The sequence below is a fragment of the Streptomyces coerulescens genome, assembly GCF_042657965.1.
Classification (GTDB): Bacteria; Actinomycetota; Actinomycetes; order Streptomycetales; family Streptomycetaceae; genus Streptomyces; species Streptomyces coerulescens.
Genome location: NZ_JBHSKM010000030.1, coordinates 20,376 through 36,358 on the forward strand (window position 1 = coordinate 20,376; position 15,983 = coordinate 36,358).

General features: G+C 70.5%; 14 protein-coding genes. 4 read left to right on the top strand and 10 right to left on the bottom strand.

Annotation, left to right across the window (positions count from 1 at the left end; all coding sequences use genetic code 11):
• Positions 1-71: 71 nt before the first annotated feature.
• Complete coding sequence (locus tag ACFPQ9_RS34535; RefSeq protein ID WP_380862292.1) at positions 72-1,541, bottom strand: aldehyde dehydrogenase family protein; 1,470 nt, start codon at positions 1,539-1,541, stop codon at positions 72-74.
• A 77-nt stretch (positions 1,542-1,618) separates the two neighbouring features.
• On the bottom strand, positions 1,619-2,359 hold the full coding sequence (locus ACFPQ9_RS34540; RefSeq protein ID WP_380862294.1) for an aquaporin: 741 nt from the start codon (positions 2,357-2,359) through the stop codon (positions 1,619-1,621).
• 238 nt (positions 2,360-2,597) lie between these two features.
• Here ACFPQ9_RS34540 and ACFPQ9_RS34545 point away from each other — a divergent pair, with 238 nt between their 5' ends.
• The 3 genes from ACFPQ9_RS34545 (at position 2,598) to ACFPQ9_RS34555 (ending at position 6,049) form a co-directional block, all read left to right on the top strand.
• Positions 2,598-4,283 (top strand): IclR family transcriptional regulator domain-containing protein, encoded by a 1,686-nt coding sequence (locus ACFPQ9_RS34545; protein ID WP_380862296.1) that lies wholly within the window; start codon positions 2,598-2,600, stop codon positions 4,281-4,283.
• Positions 4,284-4,328: 45 nt separating this feature from the next.
• The gene (locus ACFPQ9_RS34550; RefSeq protein WP_380862298.1) at positions 4,329-4,694 is read left to right on the top strand and encodes a winged helix-turn-helix transcriptional regulator; all 366 of its coding nucleotides are present in this window, start codon (positions 4,329-4,331) and stop codon (positions 4,692-4,694) included.
• A gap of 119 nt (positions 4,695-4,813) precedes the next feature.
• Entirely contained in the window at positions 4,814-6,049 is a 1,236-nt protein-coding gene (locus ACFPQ9_RS34555; protein WP_380862300.1) for an MBL fold metallo-hydrolase, read from the top strand.
• A 35-nt stretch (positions 6,050-6,084) separates the two neighbouring features.
• Here the strand turns inward: ACFPQ9_RS34555 and ACFPQ9_RS34560 are convergent, their stop codons facing one another.
• The 8 genes from ACFPQ9_RS34560 to ACFPQ9_RS34595 form a co-directional block, all read right to left on the bottom strand.
• The gene (locus ACFPQ9_RS34560; RefSeq protein WP_380862302.1) at positions 6,085-6,831 is read right to left on the bottom strand and encodes a GNAT family N-acetyltransferase; all 747 of its coding nucleotides are present in this window, start codon (positions 6,829-6,831) and stop codon (positions 6,085-6,087) included.
• Positions 6,832-6,838: 7 nt separating this feature from the next.
• Positions 6,839-7,480, bottom strand: a complete 642-nt coding sequence (locus tag ACFPQ9_RS34565; RefSeq protein WP_380862304.1) for a phytanoyl-CoA dioxygenase family protein — start codon at positions 7,478-7,480, stop codon at positions 6,839-6,841.
• Between the two features lies 1 nt (position 7,481).
• On the bottom strand, positions 7,482-8,150 hold the full coding sequence (locus ACFPQ9_RS34570; RefSeq protein WP_380862306.1) for a phytanoyl-CoA dioxygenase family protein: 669 nt from the start codon (positions 8,148-8,150) through the stop codon (positions 7,482-7,484).
• Positions 8,147-8,908 (bottom strand): aldo/keto reductase, encoded by a 762-nt coding sequence (locus ACFPQ9_RS34575; RefSeq protein ID WP_380862308.1) that lies wholly within the window; start codon positions 8,906-8,908, stop codon positions 8,147-8,149. The genes ACFPQ9_RS34570 and ACFPQ9_RS34575 overlap by 4 nt, the downstream gene beginning before the upstream one ends.
• Before the next feature lie 6 nt (positions 8,909-8,914).
• A complete protein-coding gene (locus ACFPQ9_RS34580; RefSeq protein WP_380862310.1) occupies positions 8,915-9,772 on the bottom strand; it encodes a radical SAM protein in 858 nt (285 codons plus the stop codon).
• Between the two features lie 14 nt (positions 9,773-9,786).
• The gene (locus tag ACFPQ9_RS34585; protein WP_380862312.1) at positions 9,787-11,097 is read right to left on the bottom strand and encodes a radical SAM protein; all 1,311 of its coding nucleotides are present in this window, start codon (positions 11,095-11,097) and stop codon (positions 9,787-9,789) included.
• A 79-nt stretch (positions 11,098-11,176) separates the two neighbouring features.
• Positions 11,177-11,548, bottom strand: coding sequence for a hypothetical protein (locus ACFPQ9_RS34590; RefSeq protein WP_380862314.1), 372 nt, complete (start codon positions 11,546-11,548; stop codon positions 11,177-11,179).
• 288 nt (positions 11,549-11,836) lie between these two features.
• Positions 11,837-13,705, bottom strand: a complete 1,869-nt coding sequence (locus ACFPQ9_RS34595) for a hypothetical protein (protein WP_380862316.1) — start codon at positions 13,703-13,705, stop codon at positions 11,837-11,839.
• A 413-nt stretch (positions 13,706-14,118) separates the two neighbouring features.
• Here ACFPQ9_RS34595 and ACFPQ9_RS34600 point away from each other — a divergent pair.
• A partial coding sequence (locus tag ACFPQ9_RS34600) for a non-ribosomal peptide synthetase (RefSeq protein ID WP_380862318.1) occupies positions 14,119-15,983 on the top strand: 1,865 nt, incomplete at its 3' end.

Consider the following 15,983-nt stretch of genomic DNA (forward strand, 5'->3'; position numbering starts at 1 on the left):
GGGCCCGGTGCGGCACGGCCGGGCGGGTGACGGACGGAAGTCCCGGGCCGGGCGGCCCGTGGCGGCTACGGCTAAATCGGGTAGTGGGCGTGGCCGACGGCCTGTGCGGTGATCCAGCGAGTGTCGGTGAACGCCTCGGCGCCGGCCTGTCCACCGAAGCGGCCGTAGCCGGAGCTCTTCACTCCGCCGAACGGTGCCTGCGGCTCGTCCGCGATGGACTGGTCGTTGACATGGACGATGCCGGTACGGAGGCGGCCCGCGACCTCCAGACCCGTCGCCAGGTTCTCGGTGATGACGCCGGCGGTCAGCCCGTACGGAGTGTCGTTGGCCAGGGCCACGGCCTCGTCGATGCCGTCGACGACGTGCACCACGGTCGCGGGGCCGAAGATCTCGTCGTAGTAGATCTTCATCTCTCGCGTGACACGGGTCAGCACGACCGGACGGATCAGGGTGCCCCGCTCCTCGATCTCGCCGGTGCCGGCGGCCAGTTCGGCGCCTTGGGCGACCGCGTCCGCGACCAGCGCGGCGACCCGGCCGGCGGCGGCCACGCTGATCACCGGGCCGACCGCCGTGCCCGCGTCGTTCGGATCGCCGCACGGCAGCGCCCGGACGCGGTCGGCGAACTTCGCCGTGAACGCGTCGGCCACCGCGCGATGGACGATGACCCGGTCCACGCACATGCAGATCTGACCCGCGTTCATGAAGGAGCCGAAGACGGCGGCGTCCACCGCGTAGTCGACGTCCGCGTCCTCCAGCACCAACAGGGCGTTCTTGCCGCCGAGTTCGAGCACGGCGGGCTTGAGATGCCGGGCGGCCTCGACTCCGATGGTGCGGCCGACCTCCGTGGAACCGGTGAAGTTGACCATCCGCACCCGGGGGTCGGCGATCAGCGCGGAGACCACCTCGGCGGCGTCGGCGCGGTCGTTGGTGACGACGTTGAGCACACCCGCGGGCAGGCCGGCCTCGTGCAGGACGTCCGAGATCAGCAGACCGCAGACGATCGGCGCGTCCTCGCTCGGCTTCATCACCACGGTGTTGCCCATCGCGATGGGCATCGCGATCGCGCGGACGCCGAGGATGACGGGCGCGTTCCAGGGGGAGATCGCGGCGATCACTCCCTTCGGCACCCGCACCTGGGCGGAGTGCACGCCTTCGGCGTCGGTGGCGAGGGTCTGGCCGGTAGGCCGGGTGACCTCGGCCGCCGCCTCCAGCAGGATGTCGGCGGCCAGACGGGCGTTGAAGCCGGCCCAGGGCGCGACGCCGCCGACCTCCTCGGCCATCAACCGCACGACTTCCTCCACCCGCTCGCTCATCAGCTGCGCGGCGCGCAGGAATATCCGGCGGCGCTCCGCGGGCCTGGTCGTGGCCCACGCCTCGAACGCGGCGTCGGCGGCGTCCACGGCCCGGCGTACGTCGTCCGGTGTGCCGGCGGCGACCTCTGCGCAGACGGCACCGGTCCAGGGGTTGATGTCGGACGTGGTGCGGCCGGAGGAGGCGGCGACCTCCTGGCCGTTGATGATCAGTCCTCGTGTGACGGACATGGGGGTACTCCTGACGTACGGGATGACAGCGAGGGAGGAGCAAGGGGTGAGCAAGGGAGGGGTGTGCCGGATACGGCTCACGCCTCGGCCGGTGACGCCTCGGGGGCTCCGCGCGAGCTCAGCGCCCGGTGGGCGAGGCCGACCAGCGCCGGGGCGACCAGCGGCGCGATCATGTAGTTCCAGAAGTGCTCGTGGTGGCCGGAGAGCAGAGCCGGGCCGAAGGCACGCGCCGGGTTGATGCTCGCGCCGGTCACGGTGCCCAGGGTGGCGATGACCGCGCCGACACCGAGTCCGATGACCGCCGGGATCAGTCCGCGCAGCGCGGGTCTCGTCATGACCAGGGTGACGGCCACGAACACCGCGGCGAGCGCGCCGCCCTCGATGAGGAACAGCTCGACCGCGCCGGTCCCGGCCGCGGGGCGTACGGCGGCGTAGCCGATCCGGCGCACGGGCTCGCCCCAGACGACCCCGGCCAGCGCGGTTCCGGCCACGGACCCGGCGAGCTGAGCGGTGACGTAGGGAAGGACCGCGCGGCGGGGGAAGAGGCCGCAGGCCCACAGAAAGACGGTGACGCCGGGGTGGAGGTGGCCTCCGGACGCGCGGCCGGGAGGCGAGTACATCAGCGCCGCGATCAGTGCCGCGACCGCGGCCCCCGCGACGGCGAACAGGATGTGCGGGTCGGTGATCGCCAGCGAGGAGCCGGGGAGGGCGAGCCAGCGGACCAGGCTGACCACGACGAAGAGAAGCACCGTGGTGAGGGCGAACTCGTAGACGGTGTGCCGCACGAGGTCCGCGCGGCTCTGGGCGGAAGTGCTCATGGGAGTCCTCGGGGAGGGGCGGGGAGGGGACGGGAGGGGACGGGGTCCGGTGCGCCGCGTCCCGCGCGGCGCGCTCGACCGTTCCAGCGTTTTTTCGCTGAGTGAACTATCCTTCATTCAGCGAGTGAGCTGAGTCTGCGGGCCCCTGTGACGGCTGTCAATGGCCGGTAGCGTTCTCCCGACGACGGGTAGAGCACGGCCTGATGCGCCGGGAAGCAGGAAGCACGGAGGAGATGCCATGGCGCCGGGCGTTTCGGAGGCGGCATCGGTGACATCCCATGCGGAGCCGGAGGCCGTCGGCCCGCTGGAGCGCGGCCTGGCGATGCTGCGGATCATGGCCGCCGCTTCGGATCCGATGCGTCCGGGTGACCTGGCCCGTGCCACGGGCCTGGCCCGTTCGGCCGCCGACAGGGTCGTCGCCACGCTGGTCCACCTCGGCCATCTGCGCGCCGAGGGCCGCGAGTTGGCGCTCGCGCCGCGCCTGATGGAACTCGGCAATGCCTACCTCGACGCGAGTGGCTTCTCCCGGGCGCTGCGGCCGAGCCTGGAGCGACTGACCCGGACGCTGGACGAGTCGGTCTCGGCGATCGTCCTCGACGGATGCGACGCACGCATCGTCGGTACGGCCGTCCCGTCCGGGCGCATGATCCCCCTGGGCTTCCGCGTCGGCGACCTGCTGCCCGCCGAGCGCTGCGCGGCCGGCGCCGTACTCGCCACCGCCTGGGACCCGGACACCCACGCGACCTGGCGGGCCCGGCACGCCGCCGACCCCCTCGATGCCGGTTTTCCGGCCGTTCCCACCCGCCGCACCGCCCCCCGTCCCGAGCAGACGGAAGCCGACTTCACCGCCTGGATCGCGCAGACGGCCGCGCACGGCTGGGCGCTGGACGATCAGCTGGTCGCCCCCGGCCTGGTCGCACTGTCGGTCCCGGTGCGCGCGCCCGACGGCCGGCCCGTGTGCGCGATCAGCGTGCTCGCGCACACCAGCCGGCACAGTGCCGAACAGCTGCGCGAGCACGCCCTGACCGCGATGACCGAAGCCGCCGGGGACATCGCGGAGGCGCTGTACGGCACGTCCGGCACCTCGTCCGAGGAGGCGCCGTCCGCCGCCCCCGGCTACACCGACGCCAAGTCCGAACTGGGGCCGTCCTTCCTCCAGGCACTGGCCCGGGGCCTGGCCGTGCTGACCGCACTCGGCAGGCGGCCCGGCGGACTCACCCTCGCCGAGGCCGCGGAGGCCGCCGGACTCTCGTACCCCAGCACCCGACGCAATCTGCTGACGCTGCGCCGGCTCGCCTACGTGGAACAGCACGGGCGCCGGTTCCTGCCCGCCCCGCGCGTCCTGGAGCTGGGATACGCGCGGCTGTCCACCCTCACCCTCGCCGACATCGCCCAGCCGCATCTCGCCGATCTGGTCGGGGAGGTCCGGGAGTCGGCCTCGCTGGCAGTCCTCGACGGAGCCGAGGTCCGCTACGTCGCCCGAGTGGCCACCGAGCAGATCACCAGCGCCCGCATCACGCCGGGCACCCGGCTGCCGGCCTACGCCACCTCGATGGGCCGGGTCCTGCTCGCCGACCTGCCCGAGGCGGAGCGGCTGGAGCGGATCCGGAGCATGCGCCCCCAGGCCCTGACCCCGTACACGCTCACCTCGCACACCGCGCTCGCCGCCGCCCTGGAGCGAGCCGCCGATGATGGATTCGCCCTGGTGGAGCAGGAGTTGGAGGCCGGGCTCCGCTCGCTGGCCGTACCGGTCAGGGACCGGAGCGGGCATGCCGTGGCGGCCGTGAACATCGCACTGCACGCCGGCCCGGAGCCGCCCGAGCACAGCAGGGAGTCCCTGCTGCCCGCCCTGCGTGCGTGCGCCGCCCGCGTCGAGGCCGACCTCGCGGCCGCGTTCCCGCACGGCCCCGTGCCGGCGCAGTGATTCCCCGGCGCCGCCGCCCGGCGCGGCGTGCACGACACTGGCCGCATGCATCTGAGCAAGACGAACCCGTACTCGGCCGCATGCCCCGGCCGGCCGCTGATCGATCTGATCGGGGCCAAGTGGACGATCCTCGTCGTCGGTTGTCTGACCCGGGGTGCGCAGAGGTTCAGCGAGTTGGCCGCCGAACTCGAAGGGGTCACGCCGAAGGCACTCACCCAGACGCTGCGGCAGCTCGAACGCAACGGCCTGGTCCTGCGCACGGTGCACCCGGTGATTCCGCCCCATGTCGAGTACGAGCTGACCCCTCTCGGACACACCCTCCGGGGGCCCGTCGAAGCGCTGCTCGGCTGGACCGACACCAACATCGAGGCGTGTTCCGCGGCACAACGCGCCTATGACGCCGACGTCTGAGCTGCACGCTTCACTCGTGTATAGCCACTAGCAATAAAGTGCAATCTTCAAGTACTCGTCGTGCCTCCCTAGCGTGACCGACGTGCCGACAACGGCACCCGGAATCCAGGGAGTACGTCATGTGCGAAGCAGAGCAGCACGACCATCAGCCGCCGTCCCGCCGCGGCCTTCTGCGCTGGGGCGTGGCGGCCGCGCCCGCAGCCGTCGGCATCGCGGCCCTGACCTGGCCGACGCGGGCCACCGCCGCGAAGCCCGCCGCGGCGGGCAGCGGTGCGTACTACGAGGCCGCACGCGGAGACACCCTGCGCGGCATCGCCACCCGCTTCCTCGGCTCCGAACAGCGCTGGACGGAGCTCTACCGGCTGAACCGGCAGGTCCTGGACAAGAGCGGTGAACCACGCCCCGGGCAGCGCCTTGAACTCCCCGAGTCCCCGGACGGCGCCGCAACCCGGACCTTCGAGCCGCTCCCCGCCACCGCCAAGCCCCTGCCCGTCCCTCCGGAGGGCTACCGGCTCGACCGCATCGGCGACGCGTTCTACGCCGTGACCGCCGGCGGTACGCAGGCGGCCTTCCTCGTCACCAGTGCCGGTGTCGTCGTCATCGACGCCCCGCCCTCGCTCGCGGAGGCGCTGCCGGCCGCGATCCGCCGCGTCACCGGCCGCAAGGTCACCCACCTCGTCTACAGCCACGACCACTCCGACCACACCGCGAACGCGTCCGCGTTCGGCGATGTGGTCCGTATCGCGCACACCGAGACCGCGCAGCGGATCAAGGCCAGTCAGGACCCGGGCCGCCCGATGCCCACCGTCACCTTCGACGACCGCTACCGCCTCGACCTCGGCGACCAGCGGCTGCTGCTCAGTTACCCGGGCGCCAACCACGAGGCCGGCAACATCCTCATCCATGCCCCGCGCCAGCGCGCGGCCATGATGGTGGACCTGGTGATGCCCGGCTGGGCGCCCTTCCGCGCCTGGGGCACCGCCGACAGCGTCCCCGGTGTGCTGCGGGCCCATGACCGGCTCGCGCGCATGGACCTGGACACGTACATTGGCGGCCATGTCCACCGGCTCGGTACCAAGGAGGACATCAAGGTCTCCCGTGAGTTCGTGCGGGACCTGTGGAACGCCACCGGCAAGGCCATCGCGGCCACCGACATGGCCCCCTACTTCGGCAAGGTCGAACCGGGCAACAACTGGGCGGGCTTCGAGCTCTACCTCCAGGCCGTCGCCGACCAGGTGGAGCCGGTCATCCACCGCAAGTGGCTGGGCCGCCTCGGCGCGGTGGACGTGTTCACCCGCGAGAACGCCCTCACCGTGGCGCTCTCCCGGATCGTCGACGCCCCGCGCGACCTCTGACTCCCGCGCCGCCCCGTTCGCCGGGTGCGGTCGGATCAGCCGTCCGCCGGCAGCAGGCTGAGCTGGGCGCCCAGGCGCTGGAAGCCGAGGGAGCGTGCGACATGCTGGGACGGCACCGAGCGGGCCCTCCACTGGGGACGCAGTCCGGCATCGAGGGCATGCCGCACCGCGGCGGCCGCGACGGCCCTGGCACGCCCCTCGTTACGGCAGCGGGGGTCGACCAGAACGCTCAGGTGGGCCACGGACCACGGCCATGTCCGGTAGCCGGCCGCCGCGACGACCTCACCGTCCAGGTACTGGACGAAGGCGGGCGACGTGATGTCCTCCATCGCGCTCTCGTCGGCGTCCGTCTCACCCGAGCGCGCCAAGAGCGCGGCCAGACCGGCATCGCCGCGCGGACGACGGCGCACGTCCCGGGACTCGCCGGACGGTCCGGGAGCGGAGGGGTCGAGGTAGAACAGCGCGGCGGGGCCCAGCACACCGGCGACCGGCAGGAGGGCCGGCAACCCGTCGCTGTCCGTCAACCGGTCGATCGTGGTCCTCGGCAGGACCCGGAGCATCCGCTCGGCGGTGCTTTCGTCGGGCACGGTCACCAGTGCCGCGTCCCCGAGGACCACCACGGCCGACCATCGCGGTGGTGAGATGCCGGAGGCGGGAGAGACGACGACCTTGGCCGTGCCCGGAACGAACCCCTCCGCCCCGCCGGCCAGCGCCGCCCACAGCTCCCTGGCCCAGGTCAGCAGGTCACGGCTGTGCGTGGCGGGCGTGGGTCCTGGGAGCATCTGTCAGTCATACCACCGTTCGGTTCGCCAGCACCAAATTCACCAACTCCTGCTGGGCGACCGGGTTCTCGGGCCTCGCGGCGTAGGCCACGGCGACCTGCCGACGCACCCGGCCGCCGAGCGCGGCGTGGCGGATCCGCGGATCGAATGCGATGACGTCACCCGGGGCGACGCCCAGTACGTGTCCGGGAACGTCCCGCGCGTCCATCGGCTCCGCGTCCCTGGTCCCAGGGGCGCGGTGCGAGCCGGGCAGGACACGCAGGGCGCCGCAGGTGCCGTCGAGCGGAGAGTCGTAGAAGACGAACTTGACCAGGCGCGCCTCGGCCGCCCGGGTGTCGACGTGCCAGTAGGTGTCACCGCGGTATTCGCTCGCGTCCCCGTAGAGGAAGAACGCCTCCTGGTCGAGCAGTTCCGACGCGATCTCCGTGAGGCCCGCCTCGGCTGCCGCGGCGGTCAGCGCCGGCGAACGCTCCAGGAAGTCCGGGACCGCCTTGCGCTCGGCCGAGCCATGATGTCCCCACTCGGCGCCGAACGCCTCCTCCACGTCGGCGAAGACGCGCGGGGACGAACGGGCGAGCAGGCCGCGGAACACCTCGAAGCCGAACAGGTCGAAGCGGTTCCGGCGCGCCGCCGGCTGTTGGATGGCCATGTCAGGAGAACCTCACTGTCCCGCTCACGAACCGGTTGAGCACATATCGGGAGAGTTCTCGGCTCTCCGCCACGGTGGTCGGCTTCCGGGCGAAATTCCAGGCCCATTGGCGGCGTTGGCGCCCGTTCCACGCCGAGTGCAGGATGTTGGTGTGGAACACGATGACGTCACCGGGTTCGGAGTCCAGCGTCGTCGCGGGAATCTCGTCGCCCCGCAGTGCGAGTTCCGTCTCGTGCTGCATCAGGAGCCGGACCGGCCGGCCCTGCCACCCCGAGGACGGGCGGTGCGATCCCGGGATGACCCGCAGTGCGCCGCTGGATCCGTCGACGGGCTCGCCGTAGATGACCGCGCGGAGGTAGAGCCCCTCGTCGTAGAAGCCGTCCGAGTGCCAGAAGGAGTCTCCGACCAGGACGTTGACATCGCTGGAGATCATGGTGCCGGCGCCGAGGCCCTCCAGGAGGGCGGCCAGTTCCGGAACCCGGAGTATCTCGTTCATCCGCTCGTCTGCGTCCGCCGCGTGAAAGCGCGTCCTTCGCTCCCCGGCGCCCTGCGGGACATCGGGAAGCAGCCTCTCGAAGGCGCCTTCCAGCTGTGCCATGACCGGCCGGGCGGCGCCACGCAGTACGCAGAAGCCGTACTGCTGCAGGAGCAGTGCCTGCCGGTCCGTCACCTCTGCCCCACCGCCTGCCGCAGCCGGGCCACGGCCGGTGCGTAGTCCGCCAGCTGTGCCGGGGTTCTCGGAGCCATGACCACGGCCCAGGGGTCGAACCGCTCCACCAGACCGACCAGCCGTGACGTCACGGCGTCGGCCCGCTCCTTCGTGGGGACGGAGCGGATGCCGCGCCCGCCCGCGAAGAGACTGCGCAGGACGAGACGGTGTCCCGCGTCGTGCAGCCGCCCGGCGAGGTGGGGCGAGCTCTCCAGGATCTGCGTCTCGACCATCACCGTCAGCGGGGTGTCCACCTCGGCGACGAGTGCGATCTCGGACGGGTCGAGAACGGAGACCCCCAGCTGGTCGGCCGCTCCCCGGTCCACCAGCGCTTCCTTCAACTCCCGCCAGTCGAGCCCTTGGAAGACGTCCATCGGCGGGTTGTGCACGAAGACGCACTCGACGGACGGCCTCCGCAGCCGCTCGCAGGACGCGTCCAGGGTCCGGGTCATGGTGGGCAGGCTGTAGTCCAGCGTGGGCAGCGGCGTGGAGACGTCCACCCCCACCTTGGTCCACACGGGTGCGTCGGGACACCATCGGCCGAGGTCGCTCTCGGCGAGTCCGCGTGCGTAGATGGGAGCCGTGTCGAAGCCGTGGATGCCCGGGTCGGCCATCGCCGCGTGGAGGATGCCGGAGCTGCTGTCGGTGTCACGGTCGACCACCATCAGCCCGTTGAAGTTGCCCGAGGTGCGCATGGTGCCCAGGACGACGCGAGTCATGGCGCCTCACTCCCCACACACGAGCGCACAGCGGGAACCCACGAGGACGTGTGACGCGTGGAGCGCCCGGATCCCTTGCGCCAGACCGTCCCGTGGCTGCCTGACGTCGACTTCGTCCGCCTTGTCGTAGGGACACCGCCGCAGCATGCCCCGGGGCGACAGGTACAGCCGGTCGCTCGTGCAGGAACGGTCCAGGACGCCGGCGACGGCGCGGTCCAGATTGTCCACCGCGCTGCGGAACCGTGCGGACAGGCCGAAGCGGGACATGAGCAGGTCCAGATCCTTCGTGTACTGGTGCCGGACGGCACCGGCGGTGGCCTTCTTCAGCTGGTGGTCGGTGAGCAGCAGGGGGCTCAGTTCGAACTCCACGCCGAACCGCTCGTCGATCTCCGCCATGGCCTCGACGTCGTCGTCCGTCAGCTCCCACACCGTGACGTGCAGACTCGCCCGGCGGTGCCCGAGCGCCTCGAACACGGCGGCCGTCCCTTCGACGGTCCGTGCCGTCGCGCCCACGCGCTGGGCACCGAGCGAATCCGCGGAGACCGTCACATGGGAGAGCAGGCCGGCGGCCGCCGAGAGCGCCTTGAGCCGGTCGCCCTCCCGGGCCGCGGTGACCACCGAGCAGGCGTAGCCGAACTGGACCGAGACCCTCACCAGGTCGAGGAAGTCCGGGTGGTCGGTGGGTTCGCCGCCCGACAGACAGACCGAGGTGGCGCCGAACTCCTTGCAGCGGGAGAGTGCGCGCGCATAGGTGGGCAGATCGAGGGCTTCGCGGCCCACGTCGGCGCGCAGGCAGAATTTGCAGCCGAGTTCACAGCGCTCGTCGACGGCCACCAGCAGTCCGTCGATGACGGGTGCGCGCACGTCCTGGACTCCTCCTACTGCAGGCATGTGTTGTCCGCCACCGCGAGGGCGAGGCCTTCGTTGAAGAACTCGCAGAAGTCCGTCGTGGGTACCTGGGTGCGCCGCAGCAGGCGCTCGTTCTGCGAGGGGCCGCCGCAGATGGCCAGCGCGGGGCAGGTCTTGCAGCCGTCGAAGGGGTGCAGGTCCTTGGCCGCGCGGCCGAGGAGCGAGCGGTCCGCGCGCACCTCGTCCAGGGTGAAGACGAAGCGCGGGTCCTTCCAGTTGAGGTCGAGCATGCTGATCCGACCGCCGGGGAGCAGCGCGGCGTTCACCCCGCCGCAGCCCTGAAGGTGCTCGTAGACACGGGGCCGTCGGGAGTCCAGGGCCTGGTAGATGCGGTCGAGGTGGGAGAAGAGCATCCCGCCCCGTGACAGCGCCCGCATGCGCGCGGCGTACAGGTTGCGCGCCAGGTCGGGTCCGTGGGCGATCCATGTGCCGTGAGCGGGGATCGGAGTATTGACGTAGAGGAACTTGATACCCAGCGACATCACGTAGTCGACGATCTCCGGGAGCTCGTGGACGTTCCACTGGGTCGGTGTGACGTTCGCGCCGACGTGTACGCCGGCTTCGAGCATCCGCTGGATGTTGCGGTGGATCCGCTCGTCGGCCGGCTTGCCCGACAGCAGCACCCGCTCATTGGCGTTGGTGGGCGGCGGGCCGTCGATCGACACGCCGACGCCGTACCGGAACTCCTTGAAGTGGGAGATCAGTTCGTCGCCGATCTTGGCGCCGTTGGTCACCACTGTGGGCTGGACCGTGCCCACGTCGAACTTCTCCGCGAGCTCGCGTGCGTAGTGGTCCCCGTACATCATGAGGTCCGGCCGGATGGTCGGCTCACCACCGAACCACTGGTAAGTGACCTCCGGCCGGCCCCGATTGACTTCGAACAGCAAGTCGAGCCCGAGTCGTAAGTCCTCCTCGGTCATGTCCGGCGCGCCCGTGTTGGTGTCCACGAAACAGTAGGAACACTTCATGTTGCACTTGTCCGTGACCACGATGCGATAGCCGGCTATGTGACTCGGCTCGCCGCTGATTCCCAGTTCCGCGAGATGACCGACGACGTCACCAGGGAGATCCGTCCCCTCTCCGGAACCCGGCACGAAGCCGAATTCCGCGAGCGTCCGAGCCATCTGGTCATCGCCGTCCCGCACTGCGTGAGTCTCGGCGGCGTTGAGGTAGACCGTCTCCAGCCGCACCGGGTCGAAGATGGCCGATCCTTCACCGAGGCTGAACAGAAAGTAGCGGTCCCACACCCGCTCAGCCGGCCGAGCCGTCGCCTTGTCCATTCGAAGCATCCTTACCTGGTTGGTCCTGTCCGTGCGTCAGAGGCCCGCCGTGACCGTCAGACCCTGACCAGGTGAGAGGTCAGCCGGCGGGGTCGTCGTCGTACGTCTCGATCGCGAAGCCCTGGTCGTCCATGACCTGCTTCACTATCGAGGTGTACTGCGCCTTCAGCTGCTCCGAGTTCTCCGGAGTCGCCCCGTCCGCCAGCACGATGATCCCCGGCAGGGAGGGGTTCGGAGCCATGACGACGATGCCCGGCGGGTCCAGGCTCACCGCCATGACGGCGTTCTCCAGGGGAACCCAGTTGACCTTCTCCTTGACGCCTTCCATCACGTCGAGCTGACGCGTCTGGAAGGCTTCGCGCTCTCCGAACCAGACTCCCGATTTTCCACGGGAGCCGACGGCGTCGGCGTAGAGCAGATGATCGTCCTTACGCTCGCGAGGCGCTGCCATGCAATACATCCTTTCCGAAAGGGACTTCGCATGGCGTCGGCACGGATCCCTGTCCGAATCGACGCGAAGTCCGTGTGCAAATTGACGATGACACACCATGAACGAGTAAGGCCAGCTGTTTTCGGACGAGCCAATTTCCGCTCGGGTTCCGGGAGTCGGGGTACGACACTCCCGGAATTTGGGCACGCCGAAGGAATAACTGACCGCGGTTCGGCGGATGACGGCTGCCGAACCGTTCGCGAAACCATCCGATTACCGAGAACGGGCGACGCGGTGCGCCGCCCGCTTTCAGGAGAGGCGGAAAATCACCGGACTCATCAGATAACACCCCTCGAAGAGACCGATAATGAATCCCGAATGCACATCGGGTCGGGCTCCGGGTGAAGGGAACTCAATGGGGACACTGAAGGTGTGGGACTTCCCGGGGAGCACGGTGACCGATTCACTCCGCCACAGCGGCAGCACCGGCGGGTCGTAGAACGCACGGAAGGCCAGAGCCATGGCTCCCCGGATCGGCCGGTCCCGCTTGTTGACCAGAACGCGCCGTAGCGTGCCCGGCGCACTGCGGTCGGTGTCGAAGTCGACGGATCCGCCGATGAGGATCGACGGCTCACCGTCCTCGGTGGACCACCAGACGTCGCCGCACCGGCGGCACTGCAGGGTCCGGACGGTCAGGCCGCGCTCCACCGTGTGCCGCAGGAAGAGCAGCTGTCCGCGGTCGGTCTCGCAACTGGTGCACCATGCGGGACGTTTGGAGACCACTTCGAAGGTGGGTGAGGCGTCACCGAGGAAGTCGGCCCCCTCGCTCTGGATGAGTGCCGCCGCATGGTCGACGATCCCGCGCTGTACGGCCGCGACGTCCTGCACGACACGGGTGACGTCCGATGCCCAGCCCGGTTCGGTGGGCCGGCCCGCCAGCTCGCGGATGCTTCTGCGGACCTTCTGCAGCGGCTCGTTCTGCAGGTCGACCTCCAGCCAGGCGAGCCGCTCGCAGCCGGGTACGACGACGTCGTTGAGGTACCGCAGCGTCTCCAGGGCCTCCGGATCGGCGGCTCGCGGCGCCGCCAGCTGCCGGGTGTTCCCGTCCCGGGGTCCGACGACCAGCCCCGGGTCGCCGAGCAGCCCGAACATCGCCAGCCCGTCGCGCTGGTCACCGCCGCTCGCGTTGAGCGCGGCCACGATCTCGCCGAGCGGTCTGCCCTCGCGGAGCCCCTGTTCCACCAGCAGTTCGGAGCCCACCTCGGCGCTGTGCGACCCCATACCGCCGATGACGGCCACCGCGGTTCCTTCCAGGAAGCCGCTGCCGATGCCCACCTCTTCGGGGTAGGGGCTGACGCCGGCCGAGACCGCACCACAGCTCTGCGAGAAGACGACGACGGCGTGCAGATCGGCGGCCTGCACCCGCTGGTCCTCCGCCAGATCCGCCCGGAAGCAGCCCTCGCCGCGCAGACACGACGGGATCCTCAGGGACGCGTCGAGGGACCGGGCGGGAAGGAGCGGCCCGAGGGGGGTGACGCCGTCGTCGGTGCGACCACAGATGATTCCGTCCGGAAGACCGACGCTGCACTCCCGGCCGTGCAGGTGGTAGACGACCAGCTGGTGACGCCGCCGGTGAAGATCGCGCATCTCGTCCATCTCGACCGCGTCGGCCGAGAGGTCGTCGCCGTGGAAGGAGTTGGTGACGACGAACGTGCTCGGCTCCGCGTGCTCGTCCGGAACCAGCGTCCGGTAGATCAGACAGGCGAGCGAGTCGGGGGTACGGCCGGTGAGGACTCCGGCGTGCGGGTTGTCCGCCCCCGGCCAGTCCCCCCCTTCGGTGAGATCACGCCCCAGTCCGACGACCGCCACCGCACCGGCCGCCTCGGCGACCGCCTGTCTCAACCGGTCCGCGGGCACATGGCGATGCGGGCGCTCGGTGGCGTCGGCGAGGAGCCGGCCGGCGGCCCGGCCCATGTCACCACCGGTGGACAGAACCACACCGGTACGCGGTACGAGTCTCACCGGTGGCAGGGCACCGCCGCTGAGGGTCAGATAGCGGTCGAGCGGGCGACCGGGCAGCAACGGGAAAGGCTCACCGGGAGCCCAGGTCCGCGCGACCTCGATCAGTTCCTCCGGAGTGCTGCACAGGCGGGTGGTCAGGGCCGTCCTGTCTGACATGCAGTGCTTCCTCGATTCCTACGGATCCGGACCGGCGTGGAGGCACGTTGACACTTCCGCTTCCCAGCGCGAGGTCACGTGAATGGGGCCGGTCGCACCGGCGGCGGTCCTGGAATGCGCAGGACCGGATGTCCTGCGGCGCCGGTGCGTACGCACTGACTACTGGCGTGACTGCACACCGAGCCCCATCTATTCCCCCGTAACCGTGTTCAAGATTGATTGCATGTACTCTCACATCGAAATCACGGGGTTGTCCAGACCGGATCACCGGCCGGGCCCGAATCACTGACTCCTCTCCCGTCACAACCGGATTGGCCGATTTCCGGCCTTTACCGTGCCGAGCGGAGCCGGGTTCCGTGGCCGTGAAACGTCGGTGCCGCTCCCCGCTCATTTCGAGAAAGGGCCTCCACGACGTGTCCGAAAGCGCCCAGTCCCTCATCGCCGAGCTCTTCGAGCGGCAGGTCGGATTACGGCCCGACGAGATCGCCGTGGTGTGCGGCGACCGCCGGTTGACCTACGCCGAAGTCGACCGGCTTGCCGAACTCATGGCGGCGCGCCTGCGGGAGCGGGGCGTCGGTGAAGAGTGCATTATCGGCCTCGCCCTCGAACGTTCCGAGCTGTGCGCCGTGGCGTGGCTGAGCGTTGCGAAGGCGAATGCCGTGTGCCTGTGGCTCGATCCGGACTACCCGGTTGAGCGTGTTTCCGCCATGGTCCGGGACGCCGGTCCCGCCCTGATCGTCACCTCTCGGGCCACCGACGAGCGCATCGCCCCGATCGCCCCGGAGATGCCGCGATGGGTGCTCGACGGTGACGACCACCACACACCGCACGACGAGGACCCGCCGGCCCGCCCACGACGCCGTGCTCCGCTGGAGAGCGCCTCGTACGTCATCTACACATCCGGGTCGACGGGGCGGCCCAAGGGCACGGTCCTCACCTCCACCGGAGTGGAGAGCCTGGTGGAAACCGCCGTCCGCCGGTTCGGTGTCACTCCGGACAGCCGGATCCTGCAGTTCTCGTCGCTGAGCTTCGACGTCGGCTTCCTGGAGATGTGCATGGCACTCCTCGTGGGCGGCCGTCTGGTGGTCGTGCCCACCGAGGAGCGCACGGCGGACGCCCGTTTCCTCGAACTGCTGCGGCGGGAGGGCGTCACACACGCCGGCCTGCCCCCGGCCTTCCTGGAACTCCTGCCGGAGGACGGGCCCGTGCCCGACCCCTTCACGATCATGACCGGCGCCGACAAGGTACCGGTGAGCGTCGCGCGGAGGTGGTCCGAGAAGGCCAGGATCCTGGTGTGTTACGGCGTCACCGAGGCCACGGTCAACTCCACGGTCTGGCCGTACGACCCAGGTTGGGACGCGGCGGTGGCGCCGATCGGCATCGAGGACCCCGGCACCGAGGCACTGCTCCTCGACGCGAGTCTGCGGCCGGTCGAACCGGGGCAGTCGGGCGAGTTGTACCTGGCGGGGGACGGACTGGCGCGCGGGTACCTCGACCGGCCCGATCTGACCGCCCAGCGGTTCGTGGCGAACCCCTTCGGCGCGCCCGGCTCCCGTATGTACCGCACCGGGGACCGAGCCGTGCGCCACCCCGACGGGGTCCTGGAGTTCCTGGGGCGCGTCGACGACCAACTGAAGATCCGCGGCCATCGCATCGAGCCGACCGAGGTCGAAGGGGCGGTCCTCAGCCACCCCTCCGTCGCCCAAGCCGTCGTAGCCGCCCAGGAGTTGGGTCCCGGCGATGTGCAGCTGGCCGCCTTCGTCGTGGCCGCGGAGGGTCAGGACATCGATCCCCAGGCGCTCCGTCGGCACATCGCCGGGCTGCTTCCCGCGTACATGGTGCCCAGCGTCCTCACGCGAGTCCCCGCTCTCGCCGTCCTGCCCAACGGGAAGATCGACCGCCGTTCCCTGCCGTCGGCGAACCTCGCGGAGGGGGCGGCGCCGCCTGCTGCCTCGGCCGGTGCGCCCGCGGACGGGGCGGAGGAGACCCTGCGCGCCCTGCTCTCGGAGGCGGTCGGCCGGGAGGTGGCCGATGCCTTCGACTTCGTGGCGATGGGCGGGCAGTCGCTCGCGGCCATGCGTCTGGTCTCGACCCTGCGGGCCCGGCTCGGCTGCGAGATGACGATCAGCGACCTCTTCGCCGCACGCAGCGTCCGGGAACTGGTGCGGCATCTGCCGGTTGGTGGGTCGGTGGTGCCGGTGCTGCGGGCCGGTGAGCGGGGGCCGGGTCCGCTACCGCTGTCGTTCGAGCAGGAACGCCTGTGGGTGCTGGAGGCCCT

Bases quoted from the DNA above. Each gene is read 5' to 3' on its own strand.
- ACFPQ9_RS34595 (WP_380862316.1), bottom strand. From the start codon at position 13,705: ATGTCAGACAGGACGGCCCTGACCACCCGCCTGTGCAGCACTCCGGAG.
- ACFPQ9_RS34550 (WP_380862298.1), top strand. From the start codon at position 4,329: ATGCATCTGAGCAAGACGAACCCGTACTCGGCCGCATGCCCCGGCCGG.
- ACFPQ9_RS34585 (WP_380862312.1), bottom strand. From the start codon at position 11,097: ATGGACAAGGCGACGGCTCGGCCGGCTGAGCGGGTGTGGGACCGCTAC.
- ACFPQ9_RS34565 (WP_380862304.1), bottom strand. From the start codon at position 7,480: ATGGCCATCCAACAGCCGGCGGCGCGCCGGAACCGCTTCGACCTGTTC.
- ACFPQ9_RS34575 (WP_380862308.1), bottom strand. From the start codon at position 8,908: ATGACTCGCGTCGTCCTGGGCACCATGCGCACCTCGGGCAACTTCAAC.
- ACFPQ9_RS34560 (WP_380862302.1), bottom strand. From the start codon at position 6,831: ATGCTCCCAGGACCCACGCCCGCCACGCACAGCCGTGACCTGCTGACC.
- ACFPQ9_RS34540 (WP_380862294.1), bottom strand. From the start codon at position 2,359: ATGAGCACTTCCGCCCAGAGCCGCGCGGACCTCGTGCGGCACACCGTC.
- ACFPQ9_RS34590 (WP_380862314.1), bottom strand. From the start codon at position 11,548: ATGGCAGCGCCTCGCGAGCGTAAGGACGATCATCTGCTCTACGCCGAC.
- ACFPQ9_RS34555 (WP_380862300.1), top strand. From the start codon at position 4,814: ATGTGCGAAGCAGAGCAGCACGACCATCAGCCGCCGTCCCGCCGCGGC.
- ACFPQ9_RS34545 (WP_380862296.1), top strand. From the start codon at position 2,598: ATGGCGCCGGGCGTTTCGGAGGCGGCATCGGTGACATCCCATGCGGAG.
- ACFPQ9_RS34535 (WP_380862292.1), bottom strand. From the start codon at position 1,541: ATGTCCGTCACACGAGGACTGATCATCAACGGCCAGGAGGTCGCCGCC.